Annotated in this window: 23 protein-coding genes; all 23 read left to right on the top strand. The window is 38.9% G+C overall.

Translation table 11 applies throughout. The features are described 5' to 3' along the window. Positions 1-106: 106 nt before the first annotated feature. Positions 107-1,006, top strand: coding sequence for a LysR family transcriptional regulator (locus tag H580_RS0119210; RefSeq protein ID WP_028596230.1), 900 nt, complete (start codon positions 107-109; stop codon positions 1,004-1,006). Positions 1,007-1,065: 59 nt separating this feature from the next. Further along, the gene (locus H580_RS0119205; protein ID WP_028596229.1) at positions 1,066-2,241 is read left to right on the top strand and encodes an alanyl-tRNA editing protein; all 1,176 of its coding nucleotides are present in this window, start codon (positions 1,066-1,068) and stop codon (positions 2,239-2,241) included. A 290-nt stretch (positions 2,242-2,531) separates the two neighbouring features. Further along, positions 2,532-3,230, top strand: a complete 699-nt coding sequence (locus tag H580_RS0119200) for a DUF1919 domain-containing protein (protein WP_051217571.1) — start codon at positions 2,532-2,534, stop codon at positions 3,228-3,230. 20 nt (positions 3,231-3,250) lie between these two features. Then, the gene (locus H580_RS26290) at positions 3,251-3,409 is read left to right on the top strand and encodes a hypothetical protein (RefSeq protein WP_157283021.1); all 159 of its coding nucleotides are present in this window, start codon (positions 3,251-3,253) and stop codon (positions 3,407-3,409) included. A 350-nt stretch (positions 3,410-3,759) separates the two neighbouring features. Beyond that, positions 3,760-4,239 (top strand): DUF2975 domain-containing protein, encoded by a 480-nt coding sequence (locus H580_RS0119190; protein WP_028596227.1) that lies wholly within the window; start codon positions 3,760-3,762, stop codon positions 4,237-4,239. A gap of 12 nt (positions 4,240-4,251) precedes the next feature. Further along, the gene (locus tag H580_RS0119185; protein ID WP_028596226.1) at positions 4,252-4,467 is read left to right on the top strand and encodes a helix-turn-helix domain-containing protein; all 216 of its coding nucleotides are present in this window, start codon (positions 4,252-4,254) and stop codon (positions 4,465-4,467) included. Positions 4,468-4,688: 221 nt separating this feature from the next. Next, positions 4,689-5,234, top strand: a complete 546-nt coding sequence (locus H580_RS0119180; RefSeq protein ID WP_028596225.1) for a GNAT family N-acetyltransferase — start codon at positions 4,689-4,691, stop codon at positions 5,232-5,234. A gap of 45 nt (positions 5,235-5,279) precedes the next feature. Beyond that, positions 5,280-5,687 (top strand): GNAT family N-acetyltransferase, encoded by a 408-nt coding sequence (locus H580_RS0119175; protein ID WP_028596224.1) that lies wholly within the window; start codon positions 5,280-5,282, stop codon positions 5,685-5,687. A 28-nt stretch (positions 5,688-5,715) separates the two neighbouring features. Beyond that, positions 5,716-6,000 carry a hypothetical protein gene (locus H580_RS0119170; protein WP_028596223.1) on the top strand — a complete coding sequence of 95 codons (285 nt, stop codon included), beginning with the start codon at positions 5,716-5,718 and terminating at the stop codon, positions 5,998-6,000. 226 nt (positions 6,001-6,226) lie between these two features. Then, positions 6,227-6,745, top strand: coding sequence for a GrpB family protein (locus tag H580_RS0119160; RefSeq protein WP_028596221.1), 519 nt, complete (start codon positions 6,227-6,229; stop codon positions 6,743-6,745). Positions 6,746-6,948: 203 nt separating this feature from the next. After that, the gene (locus tag H580_RS0119155) at positions 6,949-7,740 is read left to right on the top strand and encodes a lipid II flippase Amj family protein (RefSeq protein WP_028596220.1); all 792 of its coding nucleotides are present in this window, start codon (positions 6,949-6,951) and stop codon (positions 7,738-7,740) included. Between the two features lie 165 nt (positions 7,741-7,905). Then, positions 7,906-8,823 carry a 5'-nucleotidase gene (locus tag H580_RS0119150; protein WP_028596219.1) on the top strand — a complete coding sequence of 306 codons (918 nt, stop codon included), beginning with the start codon at positions 7,906-7,908 and terminating at the stop codon, positions 8,821-8,823. A gap of 18 nt (positions 8,824-8,841) precedes the next feature. Beyond that, entirely contained in the window at positions 8,842-9,510 is a 669-nt protein-coding gene (rpiA, locus tag H580_RS0119145) for a ribose-5-phosphate isomerase RpiA (protein WP_028596218.1), read from the top strand. Positions 9,511-9,542: 32 nt separating this feature from the next. After that, positions 9,543-9,965, top strand: a complete 423-nt coding sequence (locus H580_RS0119140) for an NUDIX hydrolase (RefSeq protein ID WP_028596217.1) — start codon at positions 9,543-9,545, stop codon at positions 9,963-9,965. A gap of 131 nt (positions 9,966-10,096) precedes the next feature. After that, positions 10,097-10,600: a DinB family protein gene (locus H580_RS0119135; protein ID WP_028596216.1), complete on the top strand. Its 504-nt coding sequence runs from the start codon at positions 10,097-10,099 to the stop codon at positions 10,598-10,600. A 748-nt stretch (positions 10,601-11,348) separates the two neighbouring features. Next, positions 11,349-12,851: a malate:quinone oxidoreductase gene (locus H580_RS0119125; RefSeq protein WP_028596214.1), complete on the top strand. Its 1,503-nt coding sequence runs from the start codon at positions 11,349-11,351 to the stop codon at positions 12,849-12,851. Between the two features lie 121 nt (positions 12,852-12,972). Beyond that, positions 12,973-13,218, top strand: a complete 246-nt coding sequence (locus tag H580_RS0119120) for a hypothetical protein (RefSeq protein ID WP_028596213.1) — start codon at positions 12,973-12,975, stop codon at positions 13,216-13,218. Positions 13,219-14,309: 1,091 nt separating this feature from the next. Next, positions 14,310-15,224 carry a GIY-YIG nuclease family protein gene (locus tag H580_RS0119110; RefSeq protein WP_028596211.1) on the top strand — a complete coding sequence of 305 codons (915 nt, stop codon included), beginning with the start codon at positions 14,310-14,312 and terminating at the stop codon, positions 15,222-15,224. 32 nt (positions 15,225-15,256) lie between these two features. Continuing rightward, positions 15,257-15,721, top strand: a complete 465-nt coding sequence (locus tag H580_RS0119105) for an NUDIX domain-containing protein (RefSeq protein ID WP_028596210.1) — start codon at positions 15,257-15,259, stop codon at positions 15,719-15,721. A 347-nt stretch (positions 15,722-16,068) separates the two neighbouring features. Next, a complete protein-coding gene (locus tag H580_RS0119095; RefSeq protein ID WP_028596208.1) occupies positions 16,069-16,662 on the top strand; it encodes a LysE family translocator in 594 nt (197 codons plus the stop codon). A 31-nt stretch (positions 16,663-16,693) separates the two neighbouring features. Continuing rightward, a complete protein-coding gene (locus H580_RS27085) occupies positions 16,694-17,023 on the top strand; it encodes a serine hydrolase (RefSeq protein ID WP_157283017.1) in 330 nt (109 codons plus the stop codon). Then, complete coding sequence (locus tag H580_RS26280; protein WP_157283015.1) at positions 16,968-17,108, top strand: hypothetical protein; 141 nt, start codon at positions 16,968-16,970, stop codon at positions 17,106-17,108. Before H580_RS27085 ends, H580_RS26280 begins: the two co-directional genes overlap by 56 nt. Before the next feature lie 61 nt (positions 17,109-17,169). Continuing rightward, a complete protein-coding gene (locus H580_RS0119085; protein WP_084509376.1) occupies positions 17,170-17,910 on the top strand; it encodes a thioesterase domain-containing protein in 741 nt (246 codons plus the stop codon). The last annotated feature ends 241 nt before the right edge of the window (positions 17,911-18,151 follow it).

The raw sequence follows: 18,151 nt of genomic DNA, 5'->3' as shown, positions 1-18,151 counted from the left end.
CTTTCTGCGTATTTTGTTCATTATATGATGACATTCTTATAATTTTAAATATATAATACAAATAAATTAATAGCTTTTAGTTATAAATAGTGAAGGGAGGAGCAATTTGGATATTAAACAATTACATTATTTCGTAACCGTTGCCGATCAGTTGAGCTATTCCAAAGCCGCACAAAAGCTGCATATATCACAGCCATCTTTAAGCAATGCCATAAAGAACATAGAACGTGAGGTAGGTTCACCGTTGTTCGAACGAAGTACGAGAAAAATCGAACTGACGGATGCAGGCATCGTTTTATATCAAAAATCGATTGGGCTGCTTTCTCAGATGAATATTTTGAAAAAAGAAATGGAAGAAGTTAAAATGACCGGAAGAGGGGAACTTGTCATTGGGATGATCGAGTCGGTCAGGCAGTGGGTTCCTCAAGTGATCGGTGAATATCAAAGTCGCTTTCCTTCGATTCACATTAAGCTGTTTGAGGTTCTGAGCAGAAAAGCAGTGGTCAATTCATTGCGAAAATACCATACCCATCTTATCATTACGAATCAATGCATCCATGAAGATGATATTGAATCGATCCCTTTATATCATGAAAAGTTGGTCCTTGTGCTGCATCGGGATCACGCTCTCTCCAGAAAGAAGTCCATTACATTAGAAGAATTGGAACAAGAACCTTTCATTATTAGCATGGAAGGGTTCCAGACGAGAGAAGATATTTTGCATGCCTTTGCGCTCGAGCAAGTATCTCCGAACATCAAATTTGAAATCGAACGGTTTGAAACGGCTCTGACATTAGTAAGAGAAAATCTTGGCATTGCGATTATGCCTGAAAATTACTTAGTTGAACCGAGAGATCCGACCATTGTTCGAAAAACGATAGATTCACCTGCCTTAGAACGTACAGTCTATTTAATGTTTATGAAAAATCGTTATTTGGCACCAGCAGTCCAATGCTTCTTAGAAGAAATCCAGCGTAAGTTTGTATCGAGGAAAATGGAGCTATAGGTGTAAGTTATAGTAAAGTAACAGTATAGGTGTAGCTTAGGAATAGTGAGGGTATGAAAATGACGAAGAAATTGTATTATGATTCTGCATATATTCGAGAATGGAAGACACGAATTACACGAAAATTGGAGCGGGAAGATGGAGCTTATCTGGTACTGGAGGAATCAGCCTTTTATCCACACGGTGGAGGACAGCCCTGTGATTTGGGTTGGATCGACAACATTCCGGTACTTGATGTAGTTGTTGAAGAAGAAGAGATTCTGCATAAAGTCGAGCGTTTTCCTGAGGGTGAAGAGATTGACTGCCGCTTGGATTGGAATAGAAGGTTTGACCATATGCAGCAGCATAGCGGTCAGCATTTGCTGTCAGCTATTTGTTTGGATGTATGCGGGGCGGAGACGCTCAGTTTTCACCTAGGGCAAGATTACGCTACGATTGATATTGCACGAGCTGATCTGCCTCAAGATCAGTTGATGGCGCTTGAGCTGGCAGTTAACGAACAGATTTACCGCAATCGCAAAATAACGAGCTATTTTGTGAATCAGGAGCAAGCTGCCGCCCTGCCGCTAGTGAAGCAGCCGAAGGTAACGGACGATATCCGAATCGTTGAGATCGAAGGCATCGAATATAATGGATGCGGTGGTACCCATGTCTCGGCAACAGGCGAGTTAGGCATAATTAAGCTGCTAAAAGTAGAGAAGCAGAAAGGAAATATGCGTCTTTATTTTAAATGCGGATACCGTGCGTTGAACGAGTTTAATATCGGAATGGACATTCTCAGCAGTTTATCGGTCAAGTTTAAAGCAGCAAAGGAAGAGATCTTGGATCGGATTGTAAAATGGGAACAGGAGCAGAAGCAGCTCCAAGCTGAATTGAATGCTGTGAAGGCTGAAAATGATGCTTACTTAGCTGAGAAGTTGTTGGCAGATCGTCAGGGGAGGCTCATACAGCATGTTTTTGCGGACAAGTCACTTAAAGACATGCAGAACTTAGCGGCTAAGATCTCTGAGGAGACTGATGTTATCGTGCTCTTGATGTCCAACGCGGATCATAAAGTGCTTTTAGTCCAGGGAGGAACGAGCGGATTTGCTTGTGGTGCGTTCTTTAAACAGCATCTGGCTGACTATCGTGGCAAAGGTGGAGGCAGCGACAAGATGGCACAGGCTGGATTTGATACGAATGAGGATGCAGAAGCGTTTTACCATTTTACAGTGCAGTTTTTACAAGAGCTGTAGAGGTTTGCTGGATGAAGTAGAGGGCTAATGATGTGCTTTATAAAATAATAAAGAAGCCAAATGCGATATGGACGCTTGTACTGCAATGTCCATAATGGTAAAATATAACTTAAAAGAATATAAACTAACCAAGAAGGGATAATTTATCCCACTTAACTATACGGGCCAAGTGTTAACGCACTTGGTCTTTCTTTATCATTTCACATGGGAAAGTAATATTGAAGCCTTTCATTAAGGAGTTAGATTGAAAAATATAGTTGTTCGTTTATATGTTAGAGGAGGTTGGACAGGTGATAGTACGACCATTTAATAGGTTCATTCGTGTTATAAGTGAAAAATGTATGGACCGTATTCGAAATATAGCGCGCAATAGACAGCGCAGAAGATTAATCAACAAAACCCCTACTATTATTTCTAACAATTGCGTTGGAGGGATTATCTATCATGATTTAGGATTGCCTTTTAACTCACCAACCATTAACTTGTATTTTGAACATGACGAATTTATTAAATATGTAACTTATTTAGAAGAATACACGAAGACCGAATTGTTTGAAGATACGGAAACGGAGGACAATTTTCCTGTTGGCGTATTGCGGAATGAGTATGGGGAAGTAAGGCTGTACTTTATGCATTTTTCATCCTTTGAGGAAGCAAAAGAGAAATGGGTAGAGCGCACGAAACGCATAGATTTCACTAATATTTTTATCATTATGGATGGAGTTCTCCACTATACGAAAGAGGACTTAGAACAGTTTGATGACATTAGGTACACGAATAAAGTCATTCTTACAAATGGTGTTGAGAGCAGCTGTAAGGCATCATATCCGCTGTATTTTTATGATGAGACGTATTTTGATGGTAAATTGTTGACTTTTAGAAGTAAGTTCAGTACAAAAAGATATTTGGACGAGTTTGATTATGTTGCGTTTTTGAATGCTGGTGGCTCTAATGAAAATGAAAAAGTTATTCTAAGATCGAAGAAATAGATAGGGAGCGGGTGTACGCAGTGAAAGTATCATCAAAAACGGCTTTTCAGGCAATGATCAATTATTTAGAAGCCTATTACGAAAGAACAAAGTCTGATGATGTAGGTAGTATTTTAGGGGATTTAACTAGCGGTTTAGATCCAGCTGTTAAACACGACTGGGAAGAAGAGATTTCATAAGCTCATGAAATAGAAAGTTCCCAGTCGAGTCATCTATTTCTGAACAGTGATGTTGTTCATCAAGGGATTCATCTTTGTAGCTTAGTTCAAACGAATAATCCAAAAGCAATGTATGGTGGACTAGGTACTGTAAATGCTGAATGGAACACAGCGGAATGGTGAAATAGTAAACAAGATGTATAAGTTCCGGGCAGCAAGCATTTCTCTATAATGAGGAATGCTTCTTTTTATTTTATCTAGAATATCCATGAGTTAACGATAATAATATCTTTATTAGAGATAAATATATATTGCAAAACGATAAATAATGCTTTACATTTAAATAGATGATTATGAAGTGAGGTGTTTTTATGAAACGAGGTTCAACGCTTTTTTTAAAGATGGCTGTTTTTCTGATGGGAGCGCCGATTGTTGCTTTATGTATTTTCTTCCCTATCGTAGCGATGAAAGCAGCAGCCCATTATCCGGAGTTGGCTTATTCGCAATATCCTGCTTTAATAGGTGTATATGCAACCGCGGCAGCGTTTTTCGTAGCATTATATCAAGCATTAAAGCTGTTAGGCTATATTGATAAGAATATTGCTTTCTCAGATCGATCTGTACTCGCTTTAAAGAAAATAAAATGCTGTGCGATTACAATTAGTATTTTGTTTGTGGCTGGCTTGCCACTCCTATATCTCTTTGCGGAAGTGGATGACGCTCCAGGTGTCATCTTAATAGGGCTGGTTATTATATTTGCTTCAACGGTTATCGCAGTATTTGCTGCGGTACTTCAGAAGCTCTTACAAGATGCCATTGATATAAAATCAGAAAATGATTTGACAGTCTGAGGTGAAATGAACATGGCCATAATAATCAATATTGATGTCATGCTGGCTAAAAGGAAAATGAGCGTAACCGAACTTACAGAAAAGGTTGGCATTACGATGGCTAATCTGTCTATTTTGAAAAATGGAAAGGCAAAAGCAATTCGATTTTCAACATTAGAGGCAATTTGCAAAGCATTAGAATGCCAGCCTGGAGATATTTTAGAGTATAGAAACGAGGAAGAATCGTAGAAAAGCACGGATATCCTGTGGCTTTATTTTCTTGCTTATCGTTGTAGGGCTATCGGCTCTTTGTACATAAGTGTATAATAATGGAATAATATCTGTCGGCAAGCGCCCCAGTCCAAAGATAAGAACTATCTAAGGCTGGGGCGTTTTTTATTTGAAAATGTATGTTGGACGTACAAGTTGCTATATATGTCTAACCAACACAATTGTTAAGGAGCCATTTGATGAAGCCTATATGGATTAATGACCGTGTATCGTTGAAAGTTATCGGCGAGACGAATGCTAAAGAAGTATTGGACTTTGTAATTAGGAATCAAGGCTTTCTGAAGCCATGGGAAGTCGAACGAAATGCTGATTATTACAGCATAGAATATCATCAAACACTGCTTCGCGAAGAATTTAGCATAATTCAACAAGGCAATCTCTTTAAGGTTTGGCTCTTTAAGGAGGATACGATTATTGGATCGATAGCGCTCAGCAACATCGTAAGAGGCGCTTTTCAATCTTGTCATTTAGGATACCGAATAGATGAGCGGGAGCAAGGGAAAGGAATCATGACGGATGCTTTACGAGCAGTTATTGATGTGGCTTTTCAACAATTACAACTACATCGAATTGAGGCCAACATTATGCCTAGGAATAAGGCGTCTATAAGAGTGGTTGAAAAGCTCGGATTTGAACACGAAGGACTGGCTCGAAAGTATTTGAAAATAAAAGGGGTATGGGAAGACCATATACATATGGTTCTACTAAATGAAGAGATGCACTGATTGAAATTTACAGCACTCATTCTAAGGAGTTCGGAAGGTGATAACTTGGGAAAAGCAGTACATTATTCGATCGAGCCTCCAGGAAGTTTTCAAGACTTAGTTGACCTTTATGAAGCGCTAGGGTGGAACTCCCTTCATCTCACTAAAGATGAAGTACAGCAAATGTGCAGTGGGAGTTGGCATGCCGTATATGTCTATGATAATCATCAGCTAGTTGCTATGGGGCGCGTCATATCAGATGGTGTCATTACTGGTGTGATATGCGGGATATGCGTTCTGCCGAGCTATCAACTACAAGGCATCGGTAAAGAAATCGTAAAAAGGTTAACTCAACATTGTGTGGAACATCGAGTGATTCCTCAGCTTATGTGCATCGAAAGTTTGATACCTTACTATGAATCATTAGGATTTAAGAAATTTACTACCGGAATGATGATGCATATGGAACGATAACATTTTTATCAGGAGGACATCATCCATCATGAATACACAACAAATAAATGCAGAAATTTCATACACCAAATTATTTTCACAAAGCCATGAGGAAGAACACCTTATTCGATTTTGGGATGATGAGATTCCTGATATGTATTCGCGTAATTGTACGTTAATAAAAGAGAAAAGTGCTAATTTAGCAGAAGTCATTATAAATGAGCTTACATTGCGTAAAGAACAAAATAAGGATTTTTTACGAATAGAAATGAACTTTGATGTGGATAACGAGATACTGGAGAAGTTGCCCATGGTAAGGAGGTCGATATATTAGCATGCCAACAATCTATGGGATTGGACTTCGCGACAAGAAGAATTGAGCGTAAATCAAAAGTTTATCAGGTGGCGAGTAATCCGTTAGATTTATACGTTTGTTATGTTACAGACATACCAGTTGGGAATTGTGAACTTATGCTACTGGAAAACATAGCGAAGATCGAAGATTTCGACATTTTAGAAGAGCATCAAAGAAAAGGTTAATGTGAAAAAGGATGAGATCAATGCTCGGGTTACCAAAAGGCCAAGTTTACCTCGTTCCTTGGACGGAACAATGGGAAATTGAATTTAATGAAGAAAAGAGCAAAATTAGGTGCGAAGTGAATGGTAGCATCGTGGCGATTCATCACATAGGGAGTACTGCAATAAAAGGCTTAAGCGCGAAGCCGATTATAGACATTGCGATAGAGCTAAAGTCATTTGATGACGGGATTCATTGTATATCTGGGTTGGAGAGACTTGGATACGTATACAGAGGAACCGATGTGCTGCCTGATCGGCATTATTTTATTAAAGGTGAGCCTAGAACATATCAAATCCATATGTATCAGACTGGTAGCGAGTATCTGGATAATCAGCTGACGTTAAGAGATTATTTAAGAGAAAATGAAGAGGTAAGGAACGAGTATCAAAACCTTAAACAAAAACTAGCAAATGAACACTCGACGAATAAGCTAGCTTATGCGGATTTAAAGACAGAATTTATAAATAGAATCATACTGGAAGCTAACCAAGGGAAATAGTAATTGTATATTACCGTTCATTCACAAAACGGTGCTTACATCATCTGCTATTTAAATGTACAATAGAGCAAGTGGCTATACAGACAACAGACGACCCTGCCGAAGATAAGAGGTATCTAAGGTAGGGTTATTCGTTTATAATTGCAGCAGCAACATGCTATAAAAATGCTAATACTATATTCTTTTTACATGGAGATATGAAAATGTTACAAAGTCTATTTGTTGTATGTATATTAACGATGATTATACACATGTTTGAAACCTTATCTTATTCACTGCGCTTGGCTGGGATTAGGGTCAATAAATTGGCAGTTGCACTATCTTTAACGGGAATTATTTTATTAGTTTCAAGAACAGCCAATCTGATACAAGCACCGATGACAGCCAAATTCATCGACTATGCCAAGATTGAGCCTACATTTGACGTATTAGAATATCTTAGAATGATCCTTATCGCCGCATCCATAGGCACTCTGCTCGCAATATTGCTGTCTCCGACGTTTGCTCGTATTTGGGAAAGGGTAATCTTGAAGCTGCAGCTTGCTGGTTCTCTTCCGAAGATGATTTCGAGTGTTACCATTGGACAAATAAAGAACGCGAAGCACTATGTGAGAAAGCCGTCTTTTCGTATTTCTAACTTTCGTTACCTAGGAATTCCGAAGCGATTCATCATGTTGAACATACTCGTCACAGGCATCTACTCCGTAGGTGTATTAGCATCTTTATATGCGGCTCACTTGGTGCCTGAATTGAGTACTTCGGCCTCGCAAGCATCCGGTCTAATTAACGGGATTGCGACTATACTGCTCACTATTTTTATTGATCCACAAATTGGCCTACTTACAGACAAGGCATGCCAGGATGAGAAGTATAAAGAGCAGATTGGCAGAATCTATATCATGCTCATGGCTTCTAGATTTGTTGGAACGATCTTAGCTCAGTTGCTGCTCGTTCCTGCCGCGTATTTCATAAGTGAAATGGTGAAGATCTTTTGAACGTAGTGAGGATAGTTTCTCATGATCCTGGTCCTTGAGGTGATATCAATACGGATATTCGGATATTTCTTTATTACATTTATGGGATTATTTGTTGTCATCGCTTTATTTTCTTCATGGCTTTAACATTACATGCAATTGTGCGCAAGGAAAGGATAGAGATATATGCCATACGAAATTGAAAGCAAATTTGTCATTTCTGTAGCTTCCAGCGCTTTATTTGATCTTTCGGAATCCGATCAAGTATTTCAAGAAAAAGGGGAGGATGCTTACCGGAAATATCAAAGAGAGCATGAAAATGAAGTGTTTGCAATGGGGGTTGCTTTCCCTCTAATTAAAAGATTACTGAGTATTAATACTCCACAGGAGCAGCTTGTAGAGGTTGTCTTGTTATCCCGAAATGATCCAGATACGGGATTAAGAGTGTTCAAATCTATCGAATATTATGGATTGTCGATTAGTAGAGCCGTATTTGTTGCAGGCAGCAATCCGTTTGAATATATGGGCGCATTTAATGCGAGTTTGTTCTTATCTGGTAATCCGAAGGATGTAAAAGAGGCGGTAGAACGGGGGTATCCAGCGGGTTGTATTTATCCATCGAAATATGTTGATGATGAAGAGGATACGGAGCTGCGTTTGGCATTTGATTTTGATGGTATTATTGCGGATGATTCTGCTGAATCTATTTTTCAGGGCGGCGCCTTGGAGAACTTTCATTCCCATGAAAGAGATATGGCGGGTGAACCGTTGCCTGCTGGTCCGTTGTTGCGATTTTTCACTGAGATCGCGAATCTGCAAAAGAAAGTAATTGCCAAAAATCAAAGTGACCCAACCTATAAACCGAGGATCAGAATTGCAATTGCGACAGCGAGAAATGCTCCTGCGCACGAGAGAGTTATTACAACGCTCAGGAAGCTGGATATTCGAGTGGATGAGGCATTTTTCCTCGGTGGAATTGAGAAGAAAAGAGTACTAAGCATATTTAAACCACATATTTTCTTTGACGATCAGGTTAGCCATATTGAGGGAGTAGCGAGAATATTCCCTTCTGTTCATGTGCCTTTTGGTGTAACGAATAAATAATTAGAAGTAGGTGTACATATGGATACAAAACGAATAGCTGCTGAACGAGCAGTGGATTACATACAAGATGGGATGGTTGTAGGGTTAGGCACTGGCTCCACTGCCTATTGGGCTATTCAAAAATTGGGTTTAAAAGTGCAGGAAGGACTACGAATTAAAGCGATTGCTACATCTATTCAGTCGGAAGAGCTTGCACGGGAACTTGGAGTTTCGTTGGTTTCCTTTTCTGAAATGAATGAGATTGATATTACAATTGATGGTGCGGATGAAGTAGATCAGGAGCTTAATCTCATTAAAGGCGGGGGTGGAGCACTGTTACGAGAGAAGATCGTGGCTGCAGCTAGTAAACAACTTATTGTTATCGTGGATGAGAGCAAGTTAGTGAAGCGTCTAGGTGCGTTCCCTTTGCCGGTTGAGATCGTTCCATTTGGGCATGAGGTGACAATAAAAAAGCTTTATGATCTAGGCTGTGAACCGAGGTTGAGACAAATCAATAACGAGACCTATATAACGGACAATTCCAATTACATCGTTGATTGTCATTTTGGCCATATTGAAGATCCGCAACAACTGCACAACAAGCTTAATTTGATACCAGGTGTGGTTGATAACGGACTGTTCGTGAATATGACGAGCCGAGTAGTAGTTGGATACCAGGGTGGAGAAATAAGTGAGCTTGAAAAGTAGTTATAAATGAACCAGAACAAGTAGGTGGAAATATGGAGAGGTATACCCAGCTCGGTGTATATGGAATTCTTGTAAAGGACAATAAAATATTGTTAATAAGGAAATCTAGAGGGCCTCATACAGGCAAGTGGGATTTACCAGGGGGAAGAATGGAGTTTGGTGAACAACCTTATGAAGCTTTAAAAAGAGAGTTTCTAGAGGAAACAGGTATAAGTGAATTGGAGGGTACAATAAAGACTGCAACTTCGTATACCATTACGTACCCTTTCAAGGTGAATCAGTTAGAAGAATTGCATCACATAGGTATTATCTACGATGTTAAATTATTGAGCGATCGTTTTCAGTTAAAGACAGAAGGTGATCAACATGATTCGCTTGGAGCTGAGTGGATCTGTTTAGATGATTTGCACAATCTTGAAATTACACCGTTCGTTAAAGAGGTTTTTCATACATAGTATGGAATCGTTTAGATTGCTCGTGTGAATCGTACCTGTATGATCGACATATACTTAATAGGCCCTACTAATCAAGGAGATGCACGCACGTAGTAACGGGAGTACTTACATGATAGGAAGGGGAGATGTTCATGGAACTACAGTCTATTATGCAGCATTTAGATGATACAAGAGACGAATTAGTAGAAATACTCAGTGGATTAAATGAAGAGCAGTTACATAAAAGGAAAGACGCAAGCAGTTGGAGTGTTAGTCAAATAGGTGAACATCTATGTACGGTAGAAGAATTGTATGTCGTAGCCATAAGAAAAGGGTTAAAGAGCAATGAGGACTCATTTGTCGAAAGTAAACCAATAGAAGTTCTGCTGGATAGAAGTAAAAAATTTGAAGCACCTGATATGGTGAAACCGATGCAAGAGTACTTAGGATGCCATGAAATCTTGAAAAGACTATCTAACTCGCGTCACAAACTATACGAATTATTACACTCTTTAGAAGATCCGTCGGTTCTAAGCAGAAGATATTTTAAACACCCGGCTTTTCAGGAGTTGTCACTATTGGAATGGGTTAAGTCACTGTACATACATGAGCAAAGGCATATGAAGCAGATTCGTGAAATTATAGATGCTGGTTAACCCTTTGACGCCTGATAGGGCGTTTTTTTGTGCTTAAAAATGGAAGGAATACATAAGTCTGAATAAGTATGCATATTACTTCAGTAGGTATAAATAAATCATGTATATGCTTATTATCTCGTTATGTATGCAGAAATGTGTCAAAAATGACGAATTTCGAAGAATTGTTTACGATAATGTGAAAATCAATACTAACAATTGGATATAGATATGATATGATAATAGTAATCTTCAATGAATGACAAATCTCTGATTTCTTAGTAAATTGAGGAGGGTCCATCAATAGTTTAAAAAGGGGGTCTAGACATTCCATTTTCCCCTGAGCAGATGAGCTCAGGTTGATTTTTGGTGTTAAGATTGCTTTTTTTAAGTCGTTGATGAGCAGCATATTGGGGATGCTCGCTAATCAAGACTGGTGGTACCATATTTTCGAGAATCATTTTTCATGTCCAAAATTAAGAATAACAAGCGCAACTAAGGAACTTGAATGGCGGCTTTTCCAAGAAAACTGCCAGCCAAAGCCACTACCCATGCAAAATGGGGTTCAGGCCTTGGTTTTTGTGTATGCCTAGGGTTTGTAGAGAAATTCTCACTACCTAACGGTAACAGAATGTTATCACTGCAATTTACCGGATTTTTCATAGCCTATAAACGTAATTATTTTAAACTATAAATCATAGTGAGAGACCATGCAGCTAGAGAACCTACAACAGTAACTACAAATATTAGCGTGTAAGGACGGTAAAAAATGAGTAACAAACAAACGAAAACAGACGTTATTTTAATTGGTGCTGGCATTATGAGTGCAACGTTGGGGACATTGCTTAAAGAATTGGCACCAGAGTGGGAAATGAAAGTATTTGAGAAGCTTGCTAACGCAGGTGAGGAAAGCTCTAACGAGTGGAACAATGCAGGTACAGGGCATGCTGCACTATGTGAGCTTAACTACACTTCCGAGAAACCAGATGGAACCGTAGACATTAGCAAGGCTGTTAAAATTAACGAGCAGTTCCAAGTATCGATGCAATTTTGGTCATATCTTGTAAGCAGTAGTTTGATACGCAATCCTCAGGACTTTATTATGCCATTGCCTCATATGAGTATGGTACAAGGAGAGAAAAATGTAGCGTTTTTGAAAAATCGTTTTGAAGCGCTGTCAAACAATCCTTTGTTCCAAGGAATGGAGTATTCTGACGATCCAGCAACACTGGAAAAATGGATTCCGCTTATTATGAAAGGCCGTACATCGAATGAGCCTATTGCAGCAACGAAGATTGATTCCGGAACGGATGTCAACTTTGGCGCTTTAACGCGACTCTTGCTTGATTATTTAGAGACTAAGAATGTTAATATTGAATATAAGCAAAGCGTTGATGATATAAAACGTACGAGCGATGGCTTATGGGAATTGAAAGTGCGAAATGTCGACACCGGTAAGGTGGAACGTCATGTTGCCAAGTTCGTATTTATTGGGGGCGGGGGCGGAAGCTTGCATTTGCTGCAAAAATCCGGTATTCCTGAAGGTAAAGCTATCGGCGGTTTCCCAGTCAGCGGCCTCTTTATGGCATGCAACAACCCAGAAGTGATTGAGCAACATCATGCAAAAGTATATGGTAAAGCACCAGTTGGTGCGCCGCCAATGTCTGTGCCGCATTTGGATACTAGATATATCGACAACAAGAAGACGTTGCTCTTTGGACCGTTTGCAGGCTTTTCGCCTAAGTTTTTAAAAACAGGTTCTATCTTTGATCTAGTAACTTCCGTTAAACCGCATAATCTCGTAACGATGCTAGCGGCAGGAGCTAAAAATGTTCCATTAACGAAGTATTTGATCCAGCAAGTCATGTTATCGAAGGAACAGCGTATGGCAGATTTGCGTGGGTTTGTACCAGATGCTAAGAGTGAAGACTGGGATTTGGTAGTAGCAGGTCAACGTGTACAGGTAATTAAGGATACTGCTGAGGGCGGTAAAGGTACGCTTCAATTTGGAACGGAAGTTATAACTGCTGCAGATGGTTCAATCGCTGCTTTGCTTGGTGCTTCTCCTGGTGCTTCTACGGCTGTTCAAGTTATGCTGGAAGTTATGCAAAGATGTTTCCCGCAGCATATGAGCGAGTGGGAGCCTAAAATAAAAGAGATGATTCCGTCCTATGGCGTGTCACTTGTGCAAAACCCTGAACTTATCAAGGAAATTCATGCAGTAACAGCGCGTGCACTTGATTTACATAGTGAACCGCAACCCGTTGTGTAAGACGGGAGTTTACAAAATATATGATTAAGTTAAGCGGCCTTCGTTCTGAATTTCATGGTACGGAGGCCGTTTTACTTTGACTGGAATATTGCTGGGAGGTAAATCGTGGGAGGAACACTTTATGCAAAATAATATAGAAGGAATACGCTCTAATTATGCTATTGGGCAAATCGAAAGTTATCGATCAATCAATAAAGGCAGCATTTCAGATGCATATCATATTGTATCGGAGCAGCGGGAATGGGTCCTTCGAAGATTGAAGAATAGAGTACAAGGCATTAATGAATACATAATCGCTGCAATGTTAGAAAATGACCATATCTGCCCGAGGATGATGACAAACAAATCTGACTTAGGATACAGCTGACATGAAGCGTACATAACATACAATACCGATTTCTGTTAGGCATTATTTGATGAAAAACATTCAGTTATGGATTGTAAGGGGCGTACTTGCATTGCTTCAATACTCAAGTGATGAAAATAGCTTTATGGTAGGTAAAAACGAGAAGAATGATAGATGTAGAGTTGAAAATAAATAACATCATTCAGAATCGATTTGCTTAAATAGTGTGCCCCTCTTTTGTGTGACCTTTTCCCGGGTAATAATTTCAATATCCAAACCATTAGTGCGCATTTTTGATTGATTTTTCAAATCGGCAAGTGGTCTATCAAATCAACGGCTATGAGCGTGTGTCACTATCGCAAGTGTAACCTTCTTTTCAGAACTTTATCAATAGGAAATAGATGATTGCTTGCTAAGGATAGACAAGCGGCTGTCATATTGCATAGCGGTATAGTGTCATATGACAAAATTTAAATATGCTACATTGAAATGTGGTGAAAAATCACATGATATGACCGCCTGTGGTTTGTAGTTAATCGTTTTCCTTTGTTAGATATAAAAAATATAATTTTAAAATCAAACGTGGATATTCCTGGGGATCATGATGGTTATTTCCATATTATTAATGGTATGATAGTAGTAATTTACGAATGGTTATAAGTCGGAACATCATGGATTGAAGGGATGTAGAAGAAGTTATTATAGGAGAAAATATTGATCAACAAATTATAAAACTCAATTTTTTCGATACACGGTTTTGTTTGAATCTTGGAGCAGGTGGGATCACTTCTGTAAAATTAAGAGATAACACCTTTATTAAATTGCGATTGCTTACATTTGTACTTGGCGGAGTTATTCTTCAATTCCTTGTTAGCTGTATTGTGTTTATTTCTTTTGGTGTGGGAAATGAGCAATCGTACTTCTTGCCATTTTTATTTGGAGTTATAAACCTATGGAGTATTATAAGATGCATGCTTCCTAAGCAATATTATTTTAATGGAACATTATATCCAAGCGATGGATTGAAGATGATACAAGTTATTAAAATCAAAATAAATGAAAGTGAATAATAGTTAGAGAGATGTTACTAAATATAAAATGGAGGACACTTCATGAGAGGGAAATCAATCAAACTCTACATAATGGGTGAGAATTATAAAAATCTTAAAACAGCTGAATTAAGTAATTGGACCGGGAAAGCTTATATTGGGCAAAGGAAACATGTTCAGACACTGCAAGGTTTTGAAGAATTATCAGCACCAGGTATTTATGTGTTGATTTCAGAACTAGAAGACTCTTTTCAAAAGAAAATATATATAGGTGAAGCGGATGAAGTAAATAAAAGGATTTCCGACCACTTTAAAAATAAAGATTGGTGGAGTGACTTTGTAATTTTTATAAGCAAGGATGCTAATTTAACGAAATCTCATGTAAGATATCTCGAAAGAGAATTGTATGAAATAGCTAAAAGAAATCAGACTACTATTGAAACTGTAAATGCGAATACTCCCCCAGGTTCAAAATTGCCACTCTCAGACTGTGATGATATGAAACATTTTAATGAAAACATTATTTTTGTTTTAAGTAATTTAGGAATTATTGATTTTACTAAAAAGAAAGTTACTGAAGTCAAGGAAGATTTTGTTCAGGAACGGAATAAGGATAGCGTTTTTTATTTGAATGTATCTGGAATTAAAGGCGAAGAGACAAGAGAAGCGATGCTAGTAGCAGAAGACGGAGCATATAAACTTCTGAAGGGATCTTCTATACGAAAGGATATTGTGAATAGTTTTTCTAGTCATAACTATGTAAGGTTAAGAAATCAGCTTGAACAAGAAGGTTATTTCATATTATCCAATAGTGGCAGTTTTTTTGAACTTGCAAAAGATGTGGAATTTACCTCTCCATCGGGGGCAGCAGCTGTTGTGAGAAATTGTTCGATGAATGGAAGAAGAGAATGGAAATTAAAGAGTGGAGTGAGTTTAGATGAATATGAGAATAGAAGCTCTATCGAGAATCTTATTTAATAATATAAACATACATAAAAGGACGGACAATTATGACGCGACGGATCATTGTAACAGGCGGGGCTATTATTCGAGATAACCAAGGGAGAATCCTGCTGCAGAAGCGCTCTGATTATGGTGATTGGGGATTGCCGGGTGGCGGTATGGATCCTGGCGAAACCATTGAAGAGACGATGATTAGAGAAGTAAAGGAAGAAACGGGGCTCGAAGTTCTGCATTCCAATTTAGACTCCATATATACAGGTGAGCGAATGGAATATACATATCCAGATGGAACCGAAGTTGTATTCGTTATGTTTCTATTTCAGGTAGAGGCTGATTTACAAGGAAAGATTGCCGATGATGGTAAGAGTCTTATTTTCACAGACCCGCACAATGAGTCTTTGCAGCTTGTATTTAAACGAATAGAAGATATCGATATCCAAACTATCAATAAAGTACAAAAACCCGTATTTATGGATTTAAAACAAGGCAAAGTTGGCGTATTAAGGAATTAGTATCACTGGGCGTTATCGAATAGGTAATGGGACCATTTTGAAATATAGAATAAGGAGGCGTCCAATTATAATTCGTTCGAAACAGAGTGCTCTTGCAATGGCATTAATACTTAGCTTTGTTTATGCGGTTTCTATAGAAATCCTCTCCATTATTATTCGACAAATTGAGGGACCCATAAGGGTAGAAGTTATTATATTTGGGCTTATCGGCTTGTACGCCTTTCAAATGAATAAAATATCAGAAAGCAACAGCCCAGCCCAGTTAATTTGGAACAAAGTTATTCATGAATATACGAATGCTCTAGCATGAACGGACTAATTGCCCAACTATATAGCGAGGTAACGAAATGACCACTTTACTGACTGGAATCATTATCGGAATTTCCATAGCAGCACCTGTCGGCCCAATTGGTATCTTATGCATTAGAAAAACATTGGCTCACGGAAGAGCATATGGATTAGCCGCAGGATTAGGAGCGGCAGTTGCTGACGCCTTGTACGGGTGTATTGCAGCATTTGGTTTCACAATAGTGACACGATTTTTAGTGAGTTATTCCAATTGGATACATCTAATAGGTGCGTTGTTTTTGTTATATTTGGCTTACAGTACGTTTAGAGCGCCAGTTAGGGATCAAATGGAAAATGAGCCATATAAACTAGGCGTTATGAAAATCTTTGGCACAACCTTATTATTAACACTTACAAATCCATTAACGATCATTTCGTTCATTGGCATTTTTGCTGGAATGAATATCACATCCTCATCGGAATCATCTTTCATGCTTGTTCTCGGCGTATTTGCAGGTTCGGCATTTTGGTGGCTGGCACTTTGTTCAGTAGTAAGTCTATTCAAAAGAACGATTAGCGTAAAATCTATGAAATGGATAAACGCTCTATCCGGACTTATTTTACTCAGCTTCGGTATGTATATTATTGTATAATGCCTAATTTGAGGTGCATCTATGTAATGCAATGGTACAATTCATAGAAGACGTTACGAGCAGGCCTTTTCCTGACCTAGTTCAAGAGTTGATATTTAAACCATTAGGGATGAAAAATAGTAGTTACATTTGTGAAATGTCAGGAGAAAACGAGATTAATTTTGCTCATGGGCACAATAAAAATGGAAACGTGATCGATAATAAGTATTGTATATATCCTTATCCATCGGCAGGGGGCTTATGGTCAACAGCTTCAGATTTGGAGCTAGCTGTTTTCACTCGGCTGGGGTGTAGGTTGCTAATGTATGCTGAAGCTTCATCCGCATGTAGGTACTGGAGCTGTCATTGTGACCAATGCTGATCTCGATGTACATCAAAATGAAGGGCTTATCGGTGAACGAATGCGTTCCATCCCAATGGATGTGAATTTTACTTGGCCAGAATGAATTGTCGGAACGTTGTTCATGTTATGTAGTTACGCTCATAAATGACTGAAGAAGGAGTGGGATGATGCAGCCAGTTAAATTATTTTGTCTACCTTACGCAGGTGGTTCATCTGCTATTTATGCCCGATGGAAAAAGTACATTGACTCATCAAAAATCGAGCTTTTGCCTGTCGAACTTGCAGGGAGGGGCGCAAGAATGGGAGCACCACTTTTGGACTGTATGGATGAAGTGGTTGAGGATGTTTATCATACTATTAAAGATGAAATTGGATCAGGTCCGTTTGCATTTTTTGGATACAGTATGGGATGTATAGTTTCTCTTGAACTAGCACACCGGGTTGTGCAGCGAACAGGGCGGATGCCGCTTTATATGTGTATGGCTGCAAGAAAGGCACCGCATCTACCGGGGCGGAAAAATCCTCTACACACGCTTTTGCCTGAGCAATTCGAGCAGGAGGTTATTAAATTAGGAGGCACCCCTCCAGAACTATTCCAGGATGCGGAGCTAGTGAGCCTATTTGTCCCAATGCTTAGAGCAGATATGAAAGCTTTGGAAACACATCAATTCCAACCTAAGCCTACCCGCTTGACATGTGATTTCTCCGTTCTTGGAGGAATTCAAGATGACATTTCCCTCGAGGAGTTGAGTGAGTGGGGTCAGTATACAGAAGGAACGTGTACAACTTATCAATATGAGGGTGGACACTTCTTCTTGAATGACCACTCAGAAGCGATTGTCCAACATTTGCAACAATCGATTGAAGAGGCACTCCGTAGACAGAAGCTTCTGCTGCAGCATTAGAATAAGCGTGATTCTGAATTGTGAACGAACGCCAACCTGCTATTTTACGACTAACTTTATTCGTTATCGATATTGCATAAGTCATACCACTCCATGTAAACGGCTTTTCTCATAGTGCTCTTAAGCAATCGATGAGTAAATTTGAAACAATCCTGAACTATTATCTTTTCCAAAATATAAAATCACCGTTATATGTAATGCGAAAGGCTACTTGCTAAAATATGAACAGTCTTATTAGAAA

Source organism: Paenibacillus assamensis DSM 18201, assembly GCF_000422445.1.
In the GTDB taxonomy this organism is placed as follows: Bacteria; Bacillota; Bacilli; order Paenibacillales; family Paenibacillaceae; genus Paenibacillus_B; species Paenibacillus_B assamensis.
The sequence above is the reverse complement of the archived record's forward strand: the minus strand, read 5'-3'. Positions and strand labels throughout refer to the sequence as shown.

Bases quoted from the DNA above. Each gene is read 5' to 3' on its own strand.
- H580_RS0119095 (WP_028596208.1), top strand. From the start codon at position 16,069: ATGACCACTTTACTGACTGGAATCATTATCGGAATTTCCATAGCAGCA.
- H580_RS0119140 (WP_028596217.1), top strand. From the start codon at position 9,543: ATGGAGAGGTATACCCAGCTCGGTGTATATGGAATTCTTGTAAAGGAC.
- rpiA (WP_028596218.1), top strand. From the start codon at position 8,842: ATGGATACAAAACGAATAGCTGCTGAACGAGCAGTGGATTACATACAA.
- H580_RS0119125 (WP_028596214.1), top strand. From the start codon at position 11,349: ATGAGTAACAAACAAACGAAAACAGACGTTATTTTAATTGGTGCTGGC.
- H580_RS0119110 (WP_028596211.1), top strand. From the start codon at position 14,310: ATGAGAGGGAAATCAATCAAACTCTACATAATGGGTGAGAATTATAAA.
- H580_RS0119120 (WP_028596213.1), top strand. From the start codon at position 12,973: ATGCAAAATAATATAGAAGGAATACGCTCTAATTATGCTATTGGGCAA.
- H580_RS0119150 (WP_028596219.1), top strand. From the start codon at position 7,906: ATGCCATACGAAATTGAAAGCAAATTTGTCATTTCTGTAGCTTCCAGC.
- H580_RS0119105 (WP_028596210.1), top strand. From the start codon at position 15,257: ATGACGCGACGGATCATTGTAACAGGCGGGGCTATTATTCGAGATAAC.
- H580_RS0119155 (WP_028596220.1), top strand. From the start codon at position 6,949: ATGTTACAAAGTCTATTTGTTGTATGTATATTAACGATGATTATACAC.
- H580_RS0119160 (WP_028596221.1), top strand. From the start codon at position 6,227: ATGCTCGGGTTACCAAAAGGCCAAGTTTACCTCGTTCCTTGGACGGAA.
- H580_RS26280 (WP_157283015.1), top strand. From the start codon at position 16,968: ATGCTGAAGCTTCATCCGCATGTAGGTACTGGAGCTGTCATTGTGACC.
- H580_RS27085 (WP_157283017.1), top strand. From the start codon at position 16,694: ATGGTACAATTCATAGAAGACGTTACGAGCAGGCCTTTTCCTGACCTA.
- H580_RS0119185 (WP_028596226.1), top strand. From the start codon at position 4,252: ATGGCCATAATAATCAATATTGATGTCATGCTGGCTAAAAGGAAAATG.
- H580_RS0119135 (WP_028596216.1), top strand. From the start codon at position 10,097: ATGGAACTACAGTCTATTATGCAGCATTTAGATGATACAAGAGACGAA.
- H580_RS0119085 (WP_084509376.1), top strand. From the start codon at position 17,170: ATGATGCAGCCAGTTAAATTATTTTGTCTACCTTACGCAGGTGGTTCA.
- H580_RS0119205 (WP_028596229.1), top strand. From the start codon at position 1,066: ATGACGAAGAAATTGTATTATGATTCTGCATATATTCGAGAATGGAAG.
- H580_RS0119190 (WP_028596227.1), top strand. From the start codon at position 3,760: ATGAAACGAGGTTCAACGCTTTTTTTAAAGATGGCTGTTTTTCTGATG.
- H580_RS0119180 (WP_028596225.1), top strand. From the start codon at position 4,689: ATGAAGCCTATATGGATTAATGACCGTGTATCGTTGAAAGTTATCGGC.
- H580_RS0119170 (WP_028596223.1), top strand. From the start codon at position 5,716: ATGAATACACAACAAATAAATGCAGAAATTTCATACACCAAATTATTT.